This window comes from Bacillus sp. 3G2, assembly GCF_044324725.1.
GTDB lineage: Bacteria > Bacillota > Bacilli > Bacillales > Bacillaceae_G > Bacillus_A > Bacillus_A mobilis.
Genome location: NZ_CP172246.1, coordinates 1,398,288 through 1,413,938, shown reverse-complemented (window position 1 = coordinate 1,413,938; position 15,651 = coordinate 1,398,288). Strand labels below are relative to the sequence as shown.

The 15,651-nt window shown below is 37.8% G+C and carries 18 protein-coding genes; 1 reads left to right on the top strand and 17 read right to left on the bottom strand.

What is annotated here, in order from left to right; all coding sequences use genetic code 11:
- Positions 1-116 precede the first annotated feature (116 nt).
- Positions 117-818, top strand: coding sequence for a CDP-diacylglycerol--serine O-phosphatidyltransferase (gene pssA / locus ACHZK0_RS07255; RefSeq protein WP_000285414.1), 702 nt, complete (start codon positions 117-119; stop codon positions 816-818).
- Positions 819-847: 29 nt separating this feature from the next.
- On the opposite strand, the gene ACHZK0_RS07250 is transcribed toward pssA, so the two are convergent.
- The 17 genes from ACHZK0_RS07250 to ilvC all read right to left on the bottom strand — a co-directional run bounded on the left by ACHZK0_RS07250 (position 848) and on the right by ilvC (position 15,636).
- A complete protein-coding gene (locus tag ACHZK0_RS07250) occupies positions 848-1,819 on the bottom strand; it encodes an NAD(P)-dependent oxidoreductase (protein ID WP_270342187.1) in 972 nt (323 codons plus the stop codon).
- A gap of 144 nt (positions 1,820-1,963) precedes the next feature.
- On the bottom strand, positions 1,964-2,131 hold the full coding sequence (locus ACHZK0_RS07245) for a DUF4025 domain-containing protein (RefSeq protein WP_270342189.1): 168 nt from the start codon (positions 2,129-2,131) through the stop codon (positions 1,964-1,966).
- Positions 2,132-2,198: 67 nt separating this feature from the next.
- Positions 2,199-3,218 carry a histidinol phosphate phosphatase domain-containing protein gene (locus ACHZK0_RS07240; RefSeq protein WP_270342192.1) on the bottom strand — a complete coding sequence of 340 codons (1,020 nt, stop codon included), beginning with the start codon at positions 3,216-3,218 and terminating at the stop codon, positions 2,199-2,201.
- Positions 3,219-3,230: 12 nt separating this feature from the next.
- On the bottom strand, positions 3,231-3,554 hold the full coding sequence (gene hisE, locus ACHZK0_RS07235) for a phosphoribosyl-ATP diphosphatase (RefSeq protein WP_395761377.1): 324 nt from the start codon (positions 3,552-3,554) through the stop codon (positions 3,231-3,233).
- A 10-nt stretch (positions 3,555-3,564) separates the two neighbouring features.
- Positions 3,565-3,870 (bottom strand): phosphoribosyl-AMP cyclohydrolase, encoded by a 306-nt coding sequence (hisI, locus tag ACHZK0_RS07230; RefSeq protein WP_262741095.1) that lies wholly within the window; start codon positions 3,868-3,870, stop codon positions 3,565-3,567.
- A complete protein-coding gene (gene hisF, locus ACHZK0_RS07225; protein WP_395761376.1) occupies positions 3,867-4,625 on the bottom strand; it encodes an imidazoleglycerol phosphate synthase cyclase subunit in 759 nt (252 codons plus the stop codon). The genes hisI and hisF overlap by 4 nt, the downstream gene beginning before the upstream one ends.
- On the bottom strand, positions 4,619-5,338 hold the full coding sequence (gene hisA / locus ACHZK0_RS07220; protein ID WP_262741093.1) for a 1-(5-phosphoribosyl)-5-[(5-phosphoribosylamino)methylideneamino]imidazole-4-carboxamide isomerase: 720 nt from the start codon (positions 5,336-5,338) through the stop codon (positions 4,619-4,621). The genes hisF and hisA overlap by 7 nt, the downstream gene beginning before the upstream one ends.
- Positions 5,311-5,940, bottom strand: coding sequence for an imidazole glycerol phosphate synthase subunit HisH (hisH, locus tag ACHZK0_RS07215; protein WP_395761375.1), 630 nt, complete (start codon positions 5,938-5,940; stop codon positions 5,311-5,313). The genes hisA and hisH overlap by 28 nt, the downstream gene beginning before the upstream one ends.
- Positions 5,941-6,525, bottom strand: a complete 585-nt coding sequence (hisB, locus tag ACHZK0_RS07210) for an imidazoleglycerol-phosphate dehydratase HisB (protein ID WP_395761374.1) — start codon at positions 6,523-6,525, stop codon at positions 5,941-5,943.
- Positions 6,525-7,814, bottom strand: a complete 1,290-nt coding sequence (gene hisD / locus ACHZK0_RS07205) for a histidinol dehydrogenase (RefSeq protein WP_270606072.1) — start codon at positions 7,812-7,814, stop codon at positions 6,525-6,527. Before hisD ends, hisB begins: the two co-directional genes overlap by 1 nt.
- Before the next feature lie 11 nt (positions 7,815-7,825).
- Positions 7,826-8,461, bottom strand: coding sequence for an ATP phosphoribosyltransferase (gene hisG / locus ACHZK0_RS07200; protein WP_395761373.1), 636 nt, complete (start codon positions 8,459-8,461; stop codon positions 7,826-7,828).
- Entirely contained in the window at positions 8,437-9,699 is a 1,263-nt protein-coding gene (gene hisZ, locus ACHZK0_RS07195; RefSeq protein WP_262741089.1) for an ATP phosphoribosyltransferase regulatory subunit, read from the bottom strand. Before hisZ ends, hisG begins: the two co-directional genes overlap by 25 nt.
- 309 nt (positions 9,700-10,008) lie before the next feature.
- Complete coding sequence (leuD, locus tag ACHZK0_RS07190; RefSeq protein ID WP_262741088.1) at positions 10,009-10,590, bottom strand: 3-isopropylmalate dehydratase small subunit; 582 nt, start codon at positions 10,588-10,590, stop codon at positions 10,009-10,011.
- Entirely contained in the window at positions 10,568-11,962 is a 1,395-nt protein-coding gene (gene leuC / locus ACHZK0_RS07185) for a 3-isopropylmalate dehydratase large subunit (RefSeq protein ID WP_262741087.1), read from the bottom strand. The genes leuD and leuC overlap by 23 nt, the downstream gene beginning before the upstream one ends.
- The gene (leuB, locus tag ACHZK0_RS07180) at positions 11,962-13,026 is read right to left on the bottom strand and encodes a 3-isopropylmalate dehydrogenase (protein WP_270342201.1); all 1,065 of its coding nucleotides are present in this window, start codon (positions 13,024-13,026) and stop codon (positions 11,962-11,964) included. Before leuB ends, leuC begins: the two co-directional genes overlap by 1 nt.
- Positions 13,027-13,103: 77 nt before the next feature.
- The gene (gene leuA, locus ACHZK0_RS07175; protein WP_262741085.1) at positions 13,104-14,624 is read right to left on the bottom strand and encodes a 2-isopropylmalate synthase; all 1,521 of its coding nucleotides are present in this window, start codon (positions 14,622-14,624) and stop codon (positions 13,104-13,106) included.
- A 1-nt stretch (position 14,625) separates the two neighbouring features.
- Positions 14,626-15,636, bottom strand: a complete 1,011-nt coding sequence (gene ilvC / locus ACHZK0_RS07170; RefSeq protein WP_395761372.1) for a ketol-acid reductoisomerase — start codon at positions 15,634-15,636, stop codon at positions 14,626-14,628.
- Between the last annotated feature and the right edge of the window lie 15 nt (positions 15,637-15,651).

Genomic DNA, 15,651 nt, shown 5'->3' with positions numbered 1-15,651 from the left:
AATCTTTCACAAATTGGGAATTTCTTTCGTATGAGGAAGAAATTTATGGTATGATAAAATAAGTAAAATTTCATACACTAATTAAGAATTTATTACAGAAAGCAAGGGATCAGATTTTGTATAGAGCAGCTATACCAAACTTATTTACGCTCGGAAATTTATATAGTGGATTCTTGTCAATCGGCTATGCATCTTTAGGATATTATAAATCAGCTGCTATTTTAGTACTTATCGGGATGATGTTAGATAGTCTTGATGGGCGTGTTGCTCGTTTATTACGCGTTGATTCACAAATGGGAAAAGAGCTTGACTCACTTGCGGATGTCGTGACATTTGGTGCCGCACCTGCTGTTCTTATGTATTACACATCTTTCTCCAATTACGGAATCATCGGACTATACATAGCGGGACTATTCCCTCTTTTCGGAGCATATCGTTTAGCACGATTTAATGTAACACCATCTTCTACTTCAATGAAATATTTCACTGGGGTACCGATTACAGCAGCGGGAGGGCTTGTTGCTTTCTTAACATTATTTTCACATATCATTCCAAAAATCGTTCTTATTACAGTCTTTGTAACGTTCGCATTTTTGATGGTGAGCCGCATTCGTATCCCAAGTTTAAAAGATGTACCACTTCCACGATATAGCATCATTATTACACTATTTTTAGTTGGAAGCATTATCACAATGTACCAAACAGGGATCGGTAACTTTTCTGTTTTCTTATTCATTGCTATTCCACTATATATTTTGTATATGCTATCTCAATTTCTTAGACAAAGACCATCTAAAAGAGCAAATAAAGAAAAATAAGAAACCTTCCGATTTCGGAAGGTTTCTTTTTATTTTGTAACTACTGCTTTTTGATTTACAGGTGTTACAGGCTCTTCACCTTTTAATACGGCTAAAATATTTCTTACTGCCATTTCAGCCATCGCATCACGCGTTTCGAATGTTGCATTTCCTACGTGAGGAGCAAGTACTACATTCTTTAATCCTTTTAGCTCTTCAGTAATTTTCGGTTCAAATTCAAATACGTCAAGAGCCGCCCCTTCAATCTCATTCGTTTTTAATGCATGAGCAAGTGCCGCTTCATGCATAATTGGTCCACGTGAAGCATTTACAATATACGCTGTTTTCTTCATCATTTTAAACTGTTCTTCATCAATCATATGATGCAATTTCGGATTATACGCACAGTTAATTGTAATAAAGTCTGCTGTTTGTAATAATTCTTCCAATGTTACATATGTTGCTTCCAGTTCACTTTCAGCTTCAAGTTTTCGATTTGGCCCTGTATATAAAACATTCATTCCAAACGCTTTCGCACGCTTTGCAACTGCTTTTCCGATTTCTCCAAGGCCAATAATTCCAATTGTTTTCCCATGTACTTCACGGCCTAAGAAAAATAATGGTGCCCATCCGTTAAATCCAGTTGTACGACATAGCGTATCACCTTCCGGAATTCTACGTGCAGCTGCTAAAAGAAGTGCAAATGTTAATTCTGCTGTCGCTTCGGTTGATACTTTCGGTGTATTCGTTACCGCAATCCCTTTTTCTCCGGCATACGAGTAATCAATATTATCGTAACCAGCACCGTAGTTTGCAATAATTTTCAAATTAGGTGCCGCATCAATCACTTCTTTTGTCACCTTTGTAGAAAGTAGGCTTAACAATGCATCTTTATCTTTTGCACGCTCTGTTAATTCATCTAAAGAAATTAAAGCCTCTTTATCGTACATTTCTACATCATGATCCTTTAATAGTTCTAATCCGATTGCTGGAATTTTTCCTGCTACTAATATTTTTGCCACTACTAACACCTCTTCTATAGAAAATAAGATACCTCTTATCTTTCATTGTAAGAAATCCACATATAAAAACCAAGGAATTTGATTATAGTTTTAAAAATCGACACTTTTCCATAAAAAAAGAGGAGATGCAAGTCTCCCCTCTTCTTATGCTTTTTCTTGCGATTCTTTTCCAAGCTTCACATCGATCGTTCCTTCTGCAACTGTATCACTAATTTGTTCCTCAATAACGGATTGAGATGTAGCATTCGTTTCAGAAGTATACGCTTGTTGCTGTGCACTTTGAACATTTTGTTTATTTTGTTGTTTCACCATTTCTTACCCTCCTTTTTATTCTTTCTTATTTTGAACAAAAAGGAGAGTTTTCATCAAAAAATCGTGATTATTTTGAAATGGATACTTCTTCTTCCAGTAATCTCATCGTTCTTACTCGTTTCGTAAAGGTAGCTAAGTGTGAAATATCATGACTGCGTAACGTCTTTATATTCTCTTCCACATATTTTCCTAAATCATGCGGATAATGAGCATCTGAGGAGAGAGTAATCGGAACCCCATGCTTAGCTAATACTTGTAAATATAGCGGACTCGGACACATTTCGCGCACAGGATATCGATAGTACAATCCTGCATTTATTTCCGTTGCCGTATTTGTTTCTACTAATGCACGCGCAATGTCCTTATAATACGAAAGTTGTTCATTCTCATCTAACCGATAATTAAATACCTTTATGTTATCAAGATGAGCTATTATATCAAATAACTGAGAGCGAACTGCACACTCAACCGTTTTGAAAAACGTATCATATAAAGCATATAAGTTATGCTCCTTAAAATATTCTTTCGTGTCTGGATTATCAAATCCCCAGCCATTTAAAAAATGGACAGAACCAATTACATAATCAAAGTCTCGTAATGCTAGTAAAGATTGTAATTCTTGTTCACCACCAATAAAATAATCCGCTTCAATTCCAAGTTTAAGCGTCACGCCTCGTTTACTCCAACGTTCTTTCGCTTCTTCTATTGCCTTTGTAAAATCATGTAGTGATGCTACCCTTACTTGATCTAGCCATTCCTTCTGTAAACGACCAAGCTTAGAATCACTAATATCGACATATCTTTCATAGTATTCTTTCGCTTCATAAAAACGGTATAAATGATCGACAATGCCAACTTCTTTTATACCTTTTCGCAAAGCTTCTTCTAAATATAAATCAATCCATTTCGTTGTAAATGGCCCTTCTTTCACACGCCTTTGCAGGCGTTCTTGTGTTTTCACAAGCCATTCCATAGAATGTTTTTCTTCTTTAAGCGGTTCATACTGTTGCAATGATTCATTTATTTTAGCTAGCCACCCTATTGAATATGGCCCTTCTTCTAAATGAATGTGATAATCCACCTTCATCTATATTCCCCCTTATAATGTATCTATATCTCTTCTGTCCCCTACTCGCGAAAGTTTCCCATTTCTTTCTGTCACTTCCTCCTTAACATCTTCTAATGATATATTTTTTTCGGCTAATAAAACGAAGCAGTGATACAATACATCCACCATTTCTTTCACCAATTCTTCTTTATCATTATTTTTAGATGCGATAATTACTTCCGTGCATTCTTCACCAATTTTCTTTAAAATTTTATCTTCTCCTTTTGAAAACAAGTAATTTGTATACGATTCAGGCAGTGGATTTCTCTTTCGTTCTTCAATTGTTTCAAATAGTAATGTAAAGGCGTTTCCCATATGTATCCCCCTATATAATTTTGTAATGAAAACACGTTTTCTCTCCTGTATGACAAGCAGGTCCTACTTGTTTTACGACAACAACGATTGAATCTTGATCACAATCTAGATAAAGAGATTGCACATATTGGACATTTCCTGATGTTTCTCCTTTATTCCATAACAACCTTCTTGAACGAGAATAAAACCATGTTCTTTTCGTTTCTAGCGTTTTTTCATATGCTTCTTCATTCATATAAGCTAGCATTAAAACTTCTTTTGTCCCTTCTTCCATTACAACTGCTGGTAGTAATCCTTTTGAAAAGTTTGGTTTCATAGCCGCACCTCAACGTTTTCATTTCTTAATTTTCTCTTTACGTCCTGCACTGTCGCCTCACCATAATGAAAGATGGATGCCGCTAACGCTGCATCAACTGTTGTCTTTTGAAAGACTTCTATAATGTGATCAACATGACCGCACCCGCCTGACGCGATGACTGGTACGGAAACGATTTTTGAAATTTCTTCTGTTAAACGAAGGTCATATCCATTTTTCGTTCCATCTGCATCCATACTCGTTAACAAAATTTCGCCTGCACCTAGCTCGGTAACGCGCTTTGCCCATTCAATTGCATCCATTCCCGTATCAACTCTTCCGCCGTTCACATATACATTCCACTTATCTTCTGCTATTTTTCTAGCATCAATTGCGACGACAATACATTGTGAGCCAAAGTGTTCTGCCCCTTCTTTGATTAGCTTTGAATTTCGCACTGCCGCTGAGTTAATTGAAACTTTATCCGCTCCAGCTCTTAGTAAATTGTACATATCTTTAACACTTGAAATCCCCCCGCCAACTGTAAGAGGAATAAATACTTTCGAAGCTGTTTGTTCTACAACATCGATAATTGTTTTTCGTCCTTCATGCGTTGCCGTAATATCTAAAAATACAATTTCATCTGCTCCCGCATCATTGTATAAGGCAGCTATTTCAACAGGATCACCGACGTCTTGTAATCCTATAAAATTCACACCTTTTACGACTCGCCCTTCTTTCACATCTAGACATGGAATAATGCGTTTCGCTAACATAACTTTGTTACCTCTAATACTTCTTCTAAATTAATCGTTTTCTCGTAAAGAGCCTTACCAATTATGACGCCGTATATATTCATATCATTTAATTTTTTCACATCTTGAATAGATGCCACTCCTCCAGAAGCAATAAGACGAATAGCAACACTTTTTTGTAGTAACTCCAATTGCTCTACATTTGGCCCTGCAAGTGTTCCGTCTTTCGAAATGTCTGTAAACACAATCGTTTGAACACCTTCATTCTCCATTTGCTTCGCTAAGTCAATGTAAGAAATTTCAGATATATCAAGCCAGCCTCTCGTTGCTACGAAACCATTTTTCGCATCAATTCCAACAATGATTTTTTCTTTATATAGACGAACTGCTTCCTCTAAAAATGCCTTATCATAAAGAGCAGCTGTTCCTAAAATCACTTTATCTACACCTACTGACAATAACTTCTCTACCGCTACAAGTGATCGAATGCCTCCTCCTACTTGCACTGGAATACGTACTGCCTTGCAAATCCTTTCAATAACGAGCAAATTTACTGACTCCCCAGCAATTGCACCATCTAAATCAACAATGTGTAGTGTTTTAGCTCCCGATTTTTCGAATATAACCGCTTGCGCAACCGGGTCTTCATTCATTACTGTTTCTTTACTAAACTCTCCTTGATACAGTCTAACGCATCGTCCCTCTTTTAAATCGATAGCTGGGAAGATTTCCATGCTTCTACCACCCCTTTGAAATTTTTCAACATTTGCATCCCCATGTCACCACTTTTTTCAGGATGAAACTGTGCGCCGTATATATTTCCTTTCGCTACAAAACCCGGTACTTTCAATCCATATTCACTTATTCCATATACAATTTCATTAGGACAATCTGCGTAATAAGAATGGACATAATATACGAAAGAACCGTCCTCTACTCCATTCCAAAGTGCTATTTCTCCCTCTTTCTTTAACTCATTCCATCCCATATGTGGAATTTTATAAGGGACTTTTAGCTTTCGAATAACACCTGGCAATAAACTTAATCCGTTACAGTCTTGTAGTTCTTCACTTTTTTCAAATAAAAGCTGCATTCCTAAGCAAATGCCTAGAAGCGGTTTTCCTGAACGCCCGACTTCTTTTAATACACACACTAAATCTTTTTCTTCCAATACATCCATCGCTTTTGGAAATGCACCTACTCCTGGTAAAATCACTCCATCACTTTTAAAAATCTCTTCTTTATCACTCGTTACGATGTACGCTGCTCCAATATATTTTAATGCTTGTTCTACACTACGAATATTTCCCATTCCATAATCTATAATAGCAATCAATTACAACATCCCTTTCGTTGAATTTACACCAGTAATGTTGGCATTTCTTTCGACTGCTTCTCTAAGTGCTCTACCAAACGCCTTAAACAACGCTTCTACTTTGTGATGTGTATTATTTCCATATAAAATGCGGGCATGTAACGTAATATTTGCAGCATGAGCAACTGCTCTAAAAAATTCTTCTGTTAGTTCTGTATCAAAATCCCCTAGCTTTGGATTCGTTAATTCTCCTTGAAACACAATATACGAGCGTCCGCTTATATCAATTGCGACAAAACCTAAAGATTCATCCATCGGTACATAAGCAGAGCCATAACGGTTAATCCCCTCTTTATTTTGCAATGCTTCTTTCAAACAATTTCCAAGCACAATTCCAACATCTTCAACTGTATGATGTGCATCAACAAATACATCGCCTTCCGCCTCCACTTGCAAACCGAATCTTCCATGCCTTGCAAATAAAGTTAGCATATGATCAAAAAATCCAACTCCCGTTTGTACAGAAACATCCTTTCCTTCATCAAGCTGCAAACTTAATTTTATTTTTGTTTCTGTCGTCTCACGTATTTGACTAGACTCTCGCATTATTCTTCCTCCTCAAATCTTATTTGAATTGCTCTTGCATGCGCATGTAACCCTTCTTTATTCGCAAGTTCTACAATGTGATGTTGTACATCTCTTAACGCTTCCTCTGTATAAGACAGAAAGCTTGATTTTTTCACGAAATCATCGACTGATAACGGTGAGAAAAACCTTGCCGTTCCACTTGTCGGTAACACATGATTCGGTCCTGCTACATAATCGCCAAGTGGTTCCGGCGCATATGGTCCAAGAAAGATAGATCCTGCATGTTTCACGTAAGCTAGTGCATTCATCGGTTCTTTTATATGTAACTCTAAATGTTCCGGGGCAATTTCATTCGATAATTGTAGTGCCTCATCTAAAGAAGGAACGATACAAATGGCTCCATTTCTATTTATCGATTCACGTGCAATTTCGCTTCTTGGTAATGTTTCTAACTGTCTTTCTATCTCTTTTTCTACTTCTTTTGCTAACTCTATATTCGTTGTAATACAAATTGCTGTCGCTCTCTCGTCATGCTCTGCCTGTGATAATAAATCAGCAGCAATATATTTTGCATTGCCGGTTTCATCAGCGATAACTACAATTTCTGATGGTCCAGCAATCATATCGATATTTACTATTCCATATACTTCTCGTTTCGCTAGAGCGACGTACAAATTTCCTGGTCCAACTATTTTATCCATTTTCGGAATCGATTCCGTCCCGTATGCTAAGGCAGCAATTGCTTGCGCACCACCTATCATATACATTTCATCTACCCCTGCAAGACTTGCAGCAACTAAAATATGTGGATCAATTCCTCCTTCTCTCGGCGGTGTTACCATTACAATCTTTTTCACACCAGCGAGTTTCGCTGGTAATACATTCATTAATACTGACGAAGGATACGAAGCAGTTCCCCCTGGCACATATACTCCTACATTTTCTAACGGCCGAATAATTTGTCCCCTAATAATGCCTTTACTCTCGCAATCGAATATAGATTGCCTTTTTTGCTTTTCATGATACGATATAATGTTTTTCTTCGCCTCTTGTAACGCTTCTAAAAATGAATTTTCTACGAACATACTCGCTCGTTCTATTTCTTCTTCCCTTACACGAAACTCTTTCATCTTTACACCATCAAACTTGTTTGTATAAAAAGATAGGGCCTCATCCCTATTCTCCCTTACATTTTGAACGATCTCTCTTACACTTCTTTGAACAGTTTCTTCTATTATATTAGCGTTTTCCCGTAGCAATTTTATTTTCGATAACGCCTTTTGAAAATCTTCACAAACGATCTCCATTTCAAGTCCCCCTATTTTCCTGACAAAATTTCTTGCTCCATCACATTTATGATACTGAATATTTCGTCTTTTTTAGTTTTTAATGCAGCCTTATTTACAATCATTCGAGCAGATATAGAATACATTTCCTCAAATACAATGAGTCCATTTTCTTGTAATGTTGTTCCTGTTTCAACAATATCAACAATTGCATCTGCCAATCCAAGAATAGGAGCGATTTCTACAGAACCTTCTATTTTAATAATTTCTACATCCTCTCCTTTATCATGAAAATAGTTAGAAGTAATATGGGGATATTTCGTTGCAATACGTTTCTTCCGGTAGCTCTTCGGATTATAAGTAGGAATAGAAGCTACACAAAACTTACACACGCCTACTCCTAAATCCAACATTTCATAAATATCTTTCTCATTTTCCATTAAAATATCTTTTCCAACGACCCCAATATCCGCTACTCCATGTTCTACATAAGTAGCAACATCTACTGCTTTCACTAAAATAAATGAGATATCTGTATTTTTACTTTGAAAGACAAGCTTTCGCCCTTTATTTTTGAGCTCTGAACAATCAATTCCAATCTGCTCAAAGAGTGGAATCACATGCTTTTCTAATCTCCCTTTCGTTAACGCAATTTGAATGTTACGCATGAGGTTTCTCCTTCTTTCTGGACTACCCATTTCTCTTTCCATACATATTCCAATAATGATTCATTCTTCGCCTCAACAACCGTTACTATTTGATTTTTTCTTGCGAATTGAAAGGTGTCGTTTACATTAGAGAATAAGGATAGCTCTACTTTTTTCCCGTCCTTTTGAAGTAAACTTCGTAATCTTTCCGCTTCTGCTAATCTATTTAACTCATAATGAATGATTATATCTATTCTCTTTCGTTCATATGGTTCTTGCTGCTCTTGCAGCGCCTTCACAATTTGATTGACTTGCACCGCGAGTCCAACAGCCGGCAGCATTTCTCCAAAATTTCCAATTAACTCATCATATCTTCCGCCACTAACAATTTCTTCTCCAATTTCATATATATACCCTTTGAAAATAACTCCCGTATAGTAATCTAGATGTTGGATCATACCTAAATCAATTGATATGTAAGATCCATAGCCTAGTTTTTCAATGGCTACATATATTTCTTTCACTCTTGCGATGGCCATTTTCATTTCATTACTTGAGGCGAGTTTTTCTGCTTCCTCAATCACTTCTAAATTCCCAAATAGCCTTGGTAATTTCTCAAGTAATCTTACTGTTTCATCACATCGATCTAATTTCTTTTCTCTAATAAAATTTGATAGAGCAGCATAATTTTTACTTTCAATATATGTTCTAAGTACTCTCTCTTCTTCCTCATGAATGGAGAGCTTTTTGACAATACATTTATATAACTGCACTTGCCCAATCTCTATTGTAAAAGATTGCACCTTCACCTTTTGAAGTGATTGAATGACACTTATAACACATTCAATTTCAGCTCTTACATTATCAATCCCAATAATTTCAATACCACTTTGTACAATTTCATTATATTTTCCAGTAAGGGACTCATTCGCCCGAAATATATTCCCGCCATACGTCAGTTTTAGCGGCGTATCCCACCTCTGCGTTCCCATCACTCTCGCTAAAGGAATTGTCATATCTGGACGCAAGACGATAATCCGTCCCTTTTCATCAAAAAATTTATACATCTTTTCTTCATCTATCGGTCTATTTTGAAAGGCAAACACATCATAAAATTCTATTGTTGGTGTCCTTATTTCCTCATAACCTCGCTCTAAAAAAGTACGTCTTAATTTTTGTTCCACTTCTTCAATTAACGTACATTCTTCAAATAAATAGTCTCTCGTTCCATTTGGATTTGCCCGTTTCCATTTTGTCATCTAAATTCTCACACCTTTCCCTTTCTAATGTATGCCTATGTCATCCACCTAAACCGAAAATAAAAAGAGCCTTGTAGACAAAATACCTACAAGGCTCTTTAGTAGAGTGTAGGTACAACGGGAATAACCCTTGTGCCTACACGTTTTCACGCTAGGTTCAAGGGCTTTATGTATGATGATGTAGTTGTGTAAGCATTTCAATAGGTTGCACGATATTCATAATACTTACTCCCTTTCTCCTCTGATTTTTTACATAGTATATAATACTTAATTCTGAATGTAAATACATTTCGAACATTCCGTTATTTCTTAATATAAAGCTACTTCCCTTTCATATTCTACAATTTTTTGTTCATATTGCATTGTAATACTAATTTCATCTAGACCATTTAATAATTTCTCTTTCCACATTTTCTCGATTGTAAAATGAAACCTGTTCGTACTCGTTGTAATGACTTCATTCTCTAAATCTACTTCTATTTGTTCTCTCGCATCCGTTTTAGCAAGTTGTTCTCGCATTTCCTTATCCATTACAATTGGTAACATACCATTCTTCATACAATTCATATAAAAAATATCTGCAAACCCACCAGCGATAATAACACGGAAACCATAATCAGCAAGCGCCCACGGAGCATGTTCTCTTGAAGAACCGCAACCAAAATTATCACCTGTAATTAATATACTTGCTCCTTTTCTATCTTGTGCATTAAGTGGAAAATTAGGGTTTTCATGGCGGTTATTATCATAACGCCATTCATCGAATAAATATTTTCCAAATCCCGTCCTTTCAATTCTCTTTAAATATTGCTTCGGAATAATTTGATCTGTATCAATGTTATCATTCATCAGTACTGCGGCAGTACCTTTATGAATACGAAATGACTCCATCATAACTCTCCTTTCTAGTATCAACAAAATGACCATATAATGCAGCTGCTGCCGCCATTGCTGGGCTAACCAAATGTGTTCGTGCTCCTTTTCCTTGTCTTCCTTCAAAATTACGGTTTGAAGTGGAAGCACAATGTTCTCCTTCAGGTACTTGATCTGGATTCATTCCAAGACACATTGAACATCCAGGTTCTCTCCATTCAAATCCTGCTTCTTCAAAGATGTGATGTAGTCCTTTTTGCATCGCAGCTTCTCTTACTCTTTTCGATCCAGGCACAACGAGTGCTCGCACACCTTCTTTTACCTTTCTTCCTTTCACAACAGATGCAGCAATTTCTAAATCAGAGAGCCTGGAATTTGTACAAGATCCAATAAAAACATGCTGAACTGGAATGTCATACGTACTTTGTCCAGGGCTTAATCCCATATAAGAAAATGCTCTTTCGTCATTTGCATCATGCTTTTCTGGCAATTTTTCATCAATACGAACACCCATACTCGGGTTTGTTCCCCACGTAACGTACGGTGCTAAATCCGCCACATCAATTGAAATATGTAAATCATAAATCGCATCTGAATCTGTATACAGTTCAGACCATTTTTTCTCGAAAGTTTCATAGTCTTTCGGTGCATATTGACGTCCTTTTACATAAGCAAATGTTTTTTCATCTGGTGCTATAATACCAGCTTTCGCTCCTCCTTCAATTGCCATATTACAAAGCGTCATTCTCTCTTCCATCTCCATAGCTCCAATTGTCTCTCCATAAAACTCCATTACGTATCCAGTTCCAACTGCTACACCGTACTTTGATAGGAGATGCAAAATAATATCTTTCGCGTAAACACCTTTCTGTAATTTCCCTTTTAACTCAATGCCCATCGCTTTCGGTTTACGTTGCCATAACGTTTGTGTCGCCAATACATGTTCCACTTCACTCGTGCCAATGCCAAATGCTAGCGCGCCAAACGCACCGTGTGTTGCTGTATGACTATCACCACAAACAATTGTTTTTCCTGGCTGCGTGAGCCCAAGTTCTGGTCCGATAACATGAACAATCCCTTGCTCTTCATCTCCAATATCCGCTAACGGTACCTGAAATTGTTTACAATTTTCACGAAGTGTATCTAGTTGCTGTTTCGCAATGCGATCGGTAATATTCCAAACATCTTTCGTTGGAATATTATGATCCATCGTTGCGAATGTTAAATCTGGTCTACGGACCGTTCGATTTGTAAGCCGCAAGCCTTCAAAGGCTTGCGGTGACGTTACTTCATGGACAAGATGAAGATCGATATATAATAAATCCAACCCATTTTCGTTTGTCGTAACTATATGTCTTTCCCATAGTTTATCTAGCAACCTTTTCCCCATTATCTCCCTCTCCCTACTAACGCTTGCTCTTCCATTTCTTGCATAACCGCCTTCGTAAATGAAGTTGTCGTTTCAGTCCCCCCGATATCTGCTGTACATTTCCCTGATGTAAGGACTGCAGAAATTGCTTCTTCAATTGCACACCCTTCTCTCGTTAATCCGAACGATTGCCCAAGCATCATTGCAACAGAGCGCATCATTGCAATTGGATTCGCCTTATTTTTCCCGGCAATATCCGGTGCTGATCCGTGAATAGGCTCGTATAATGAAGGTCCCTTTTCCGCGTGACTTGCTGATGGAAGCATCCCTAATGATCCAGCTAATACGGAAGCCTCGTCACTCAAAATATCTCCAAATAAATTTTCCGTTACAATTACATCAAACCGTCCTGGATTTCGAATTAATTCCATCGCAGCGGCATCTACTAAAATATGTTCTAATTCAACGTCTGGATAACGAAGTGCTACTTCTTCTGTCACAGTCCGCCATAGTTTACTAGACTCTAAAACATTCGCCTTATCAATCGATGTTACTTTCTTCTTCCGCTTGCTCGCTAATTGAAAAGCATACGAAACGATACGTTCAATTTCATGACGATGATACGTAAGTGTATCTGTTGCTACTTCGTCCGTTCGTTCTTTCGGATAAGAAAAATAAATTCCACCTGTTAATTCACGAACGACAACGAAATCAATTTCATCAGCCTTTTTTAATGGCGATAAATGTGCCGTTGCGCTTTCTACCGTTACAGGGCGAACATTCGCAAATACGCCGAGTCCTTTTCTTAAAGCTAATAATCCTTTTTCTGGTCTTTCTTTCGCACTATCCCACCTTGGTCCACCAACTGCTCCTAGTAAAACTGCATCACTTGCTAAACAGGCGGCAAGCGTTCGCTGTGGTAATGGTTGCCCATTTAAATCAATAGCACTCCCGCCAAAGTACTCATCTTGCAAATGAAAACGATGCCCATATAATCTCTCTATCATATGCAATACTTCCTTCGCACTTTCCATAACTTCCGGGCCAACACCATCACCAGCTAAACAAACGATACGTTTTTCCAATTTCAACACTCCTTTTAACTGAATTTTCAGAACTTTAATTTGATAGGTGAGGAAAGCTTCTCTCACCTATCAACCACTTATTTCACAAGCTGGATAAAAGATTTTAATTTCCCCGCCGCATGGACATATGCTCTCGCCGACGCTTCCAATACGTCTTGCGCGACACCAAAACCTGATACTTGATGCGTTCCTTCTTTTAATTCAACATGAACATGAGCTAGTGCGTCTTGACCTTGTGTAATAGATTGTATGCGATAATCCGCCAATTCACATTCTAATCCTAAAATTCTTTGGATTGCATTATAAATCGCTTCAATACTACCAGAGCCAGTAGCTGCATCTTCGTATACATTTCCTTCCTCATCTTTTAGCACAACTGTCGCGCATTGTGTACTATTTGATACGAAATGTACTTGCAGTTGTGTAATGGTATATTGCTGAGCCGCAAATGCTGCTTCACCAAGCATAAGTGCACGTAAATCTTCCTCCGTAATTTCCTTCTTACGATCAGCTAATTTTTTAAACGCTTCAAACACCGCATCTCGTTCTTCCTTTGTAAATTCATAGCCAAGCTCTTTCATTTTTTCTGTAAACGCGTGACGTCCAGAATGTTTTCCAAGTACAAATAGATTTTGAGATTCACCTACTAGCTCTGGTTCAATAATCTCATACGTTGTCACTTCTTTTAATACACCATCTTGATGAATTCCTGATTCATGAGCGAATGCATTTGCTCCAACAATCGCTTTATTTTTCGGTACGACCATACCTGATAATCTGCTTACTAATGTACTCGTCGCTTTAATTTCTTTTAGCGTCATAGAAGACTCCGCTTTATAGAAATCTTTTCTAATATGAAGAGCAACTGCGACCTCTTCTAACGCCGCATTCCCTGCTCTTTCTCCAATTCCATTAATTGTTCCTTCTACTTGCAATGCTCCACCTTCAACCGCAGCTAATGAATTGGCTACAGCCATCCCAAGATCATCGTGACAATGACAAGAGAAAATTGCTTTTTCATATGAAGGAACGGATTCTTGTAAGTATTTAAAAAGAGAATAATACTCTTCTGGATTTGTATATCCAACTGTATCTGGAATATTAATTACATTTGCTCCTGCACGAATCGCAACTTCTACTGCTTCAGCTAAAAAATCTCTTGCTGTTCTTGTCGCATCTTCTGCAGAAAATTGTACTGTCGGAAATAACGATTTCCCAAGTGTAACCGAGCGATGAATACTATCTAACACATCTTCCTTTGACATACAAAGTTTATACTTCATATGAATATCACTCGTAGCTAAAAATACGTGTAGACGGGGAGATACAGCACCTTTCACCGCTTCATATGCTCTTCGAATATCACTTTCTTTCGCTCTAGCTAAACTCATAACTGTAGCATTTTGAATCGTATTTGCGATGCGTTTTACCGATTGAAAATCCCCTTCGGAAGCTGCTGCAAAGCCAGCTTCCATGACATGAATACCCAGTCTCTCTAATTGCCTTGCAATTTGCAATTTCTCTTGTTCATTTAAATTCACTCCTGGTGATTGTTCGCCATCACGTAGCGTCGTATCCATGAACAAAATCTGCTTCATATTATTTGACCCCTGCCTTTACTCGCGGCTGTACGAAAGGCATCATTTCACGTAATTTACGTCCAACTACTTCGATTTCATGTTCATTCTCTTTCTCATTTGTCGCATGGAAATTCGGTTTTCCTGCTTTATGCTCTGCAATCCAGCCTCTTGCAAATGTACCATCTTGAATTTCGGCTAGCACTGCACCCATCGCTTTCTTCGTATCTTCCGTTACAACGCGTGGTCCTGATACGAAGTCGCCCCACTGCGCTGTATCGGAAACTGAATATCTCATATTTTCAAGTCCGCCTTCATACATAAGATCAACGATTAGTTTTAATTCATGTAAACATTCAAAATATGCAAGTTCAGGCTGGTATCCTGCATCAACTAACGTTTCAAATCCAGCTTTTACTAGCGCAGTTACTCCGCCGCAAAGTACAGCTTGCTCTCCAAATAAATCTGTTTCTGTTTCTTCTTTAAACGTCGTTTCTAATACACCAGCTCTCGTCGCTCCAATTCCATCAGCATAAGAAAGTGCCTTTTCAGTCGCAACTCCTGTCGCATCTTGATATACGGCAAATAATGCAGGAACCGCTCCGCCTTCAGCAAACGTACGGCGTACAAGATGCCCTGGACCTTTAGGCGCTACTAGAAATACATCTACATTCGCTGGTGGTGTCACTTGATCAAAGTGAACATTAAATCCGTGTGCAAAAACGAGAGAATTTCCTGCCTGTAAATTTGGTGCAATTTCCGCTTCATATACTTCTGGCTGCAGTTCATCAGGTAGTAAAATCATTACTAAATCAGCCTGCTCTGCTGCTTCTGCTACTGTATATACAGAAAATCCATCTTCTTTCGCTTTATCCCAAGATTTCCCTTTTCTTAAACCTACTACTACATCAAATCCGTTATCACGCAAGTTTTGCGCATGTGCATGACCTTGCGAGCCATATCCGATGATTGCTACTTTCTTTTCCTTTAATACATTTACCGTTACATCTTTCTCATAATAAACTTTTGCCATTTTCATTTCCCCCTA

Bases quoted from the DNA above. Each gene is read 5' to 3' on its own strand.
- hisF (WP_395761376.1), bottom strand. From the start codon at position 4,625: ATGTTAGCGAAACGCATTATTCCATGTCTAGATGTGAAAGAAGGGCGA.
- hisE (WP_395761377.1), bottom strand. From the start codon at position 3,554: ATGGGAAACGCCTTTACATTACTATTTGAAACAATTGAAGAACGAAAG.
- hisG (WP_395761373.1), bottom strand. From the start codon at position 8,461: ATGCGTAACATTCAAATTGCGTTAACGAAAGGGAGATTAGAAAAGCAT.
- ACHZK0_RS07245 (WP_270342189.1), bottom strand. From the start codon at position 2,131: ATGGTGAAACAACAAAATAAACAAAATGTTCAAAGTGCACAGCAACAA.
- hisA (WP_262741093.1), bottom strand. From the start codon at position 5,338: ATGGAAATCTTCCCAGCTATCGATTTAAAAGAGGGACGATGCGTTAGA.
- ilvC (WP_395761372.1), bottom strand. From the start codon at position 15,636: ATGGCAAAAGTTTATTATGAGAAAGATGTAACGGTAAATGTATTAAAG.
- leuA (WP_262741085.1), bottom strand. From the start codon at position 14,624: ATGAAGCAGATTTTGTTCATGGATACGACGCTACGTGATGGCGAACAA.
- ACHZK0_RS07240 (WP_270342192.1), bottom strand. From the start codon at position 3,218: ATGAAGGTGGATTATCACATTCATTTAGAAGAAGGGCCATATTCAATA.
- hisZ (WP_262741089.1), bottom strand. From the start codon at position 9,699: ATGACAAAATGGAAACGGGCAAATCCAAATGGAACGAGAGACTATTTA.
- leuC (WP_262741087.1), bottom strand. From the start codon at position 11,962: ATGGGGAAAAGGTTGCTAGATAAACTATGGGAAAGACATATAGTTACG.
- hisD (WP_270606072.1), bottom strand. From the start codon at position 7,814: ATGGAGATCGTTTGTGAAGATTTTCAAAAGGCGTTATCGAAAATAAAA.
- leuD (WP_262741088.1), bottom strand. From the start codon at position 10,590: ATGGAGTCATTTCGTATTCATAAAGGTACTGCCGCAGTACTGATGAAT.
- hisB (WP_395761374.1), bottom strand. From the start codon at position 6,525: ATGCGAGAGTCTAGTCAAATACGTGAGACGACAGAAACAAAAATAAAA.
- hisI (WP_262741095.1), bottom strand. From the start codon at position 3,870: ATGAAACCAAACTTTTCAAAAGGATTACTACCAGCAGTTGTAATGGAA.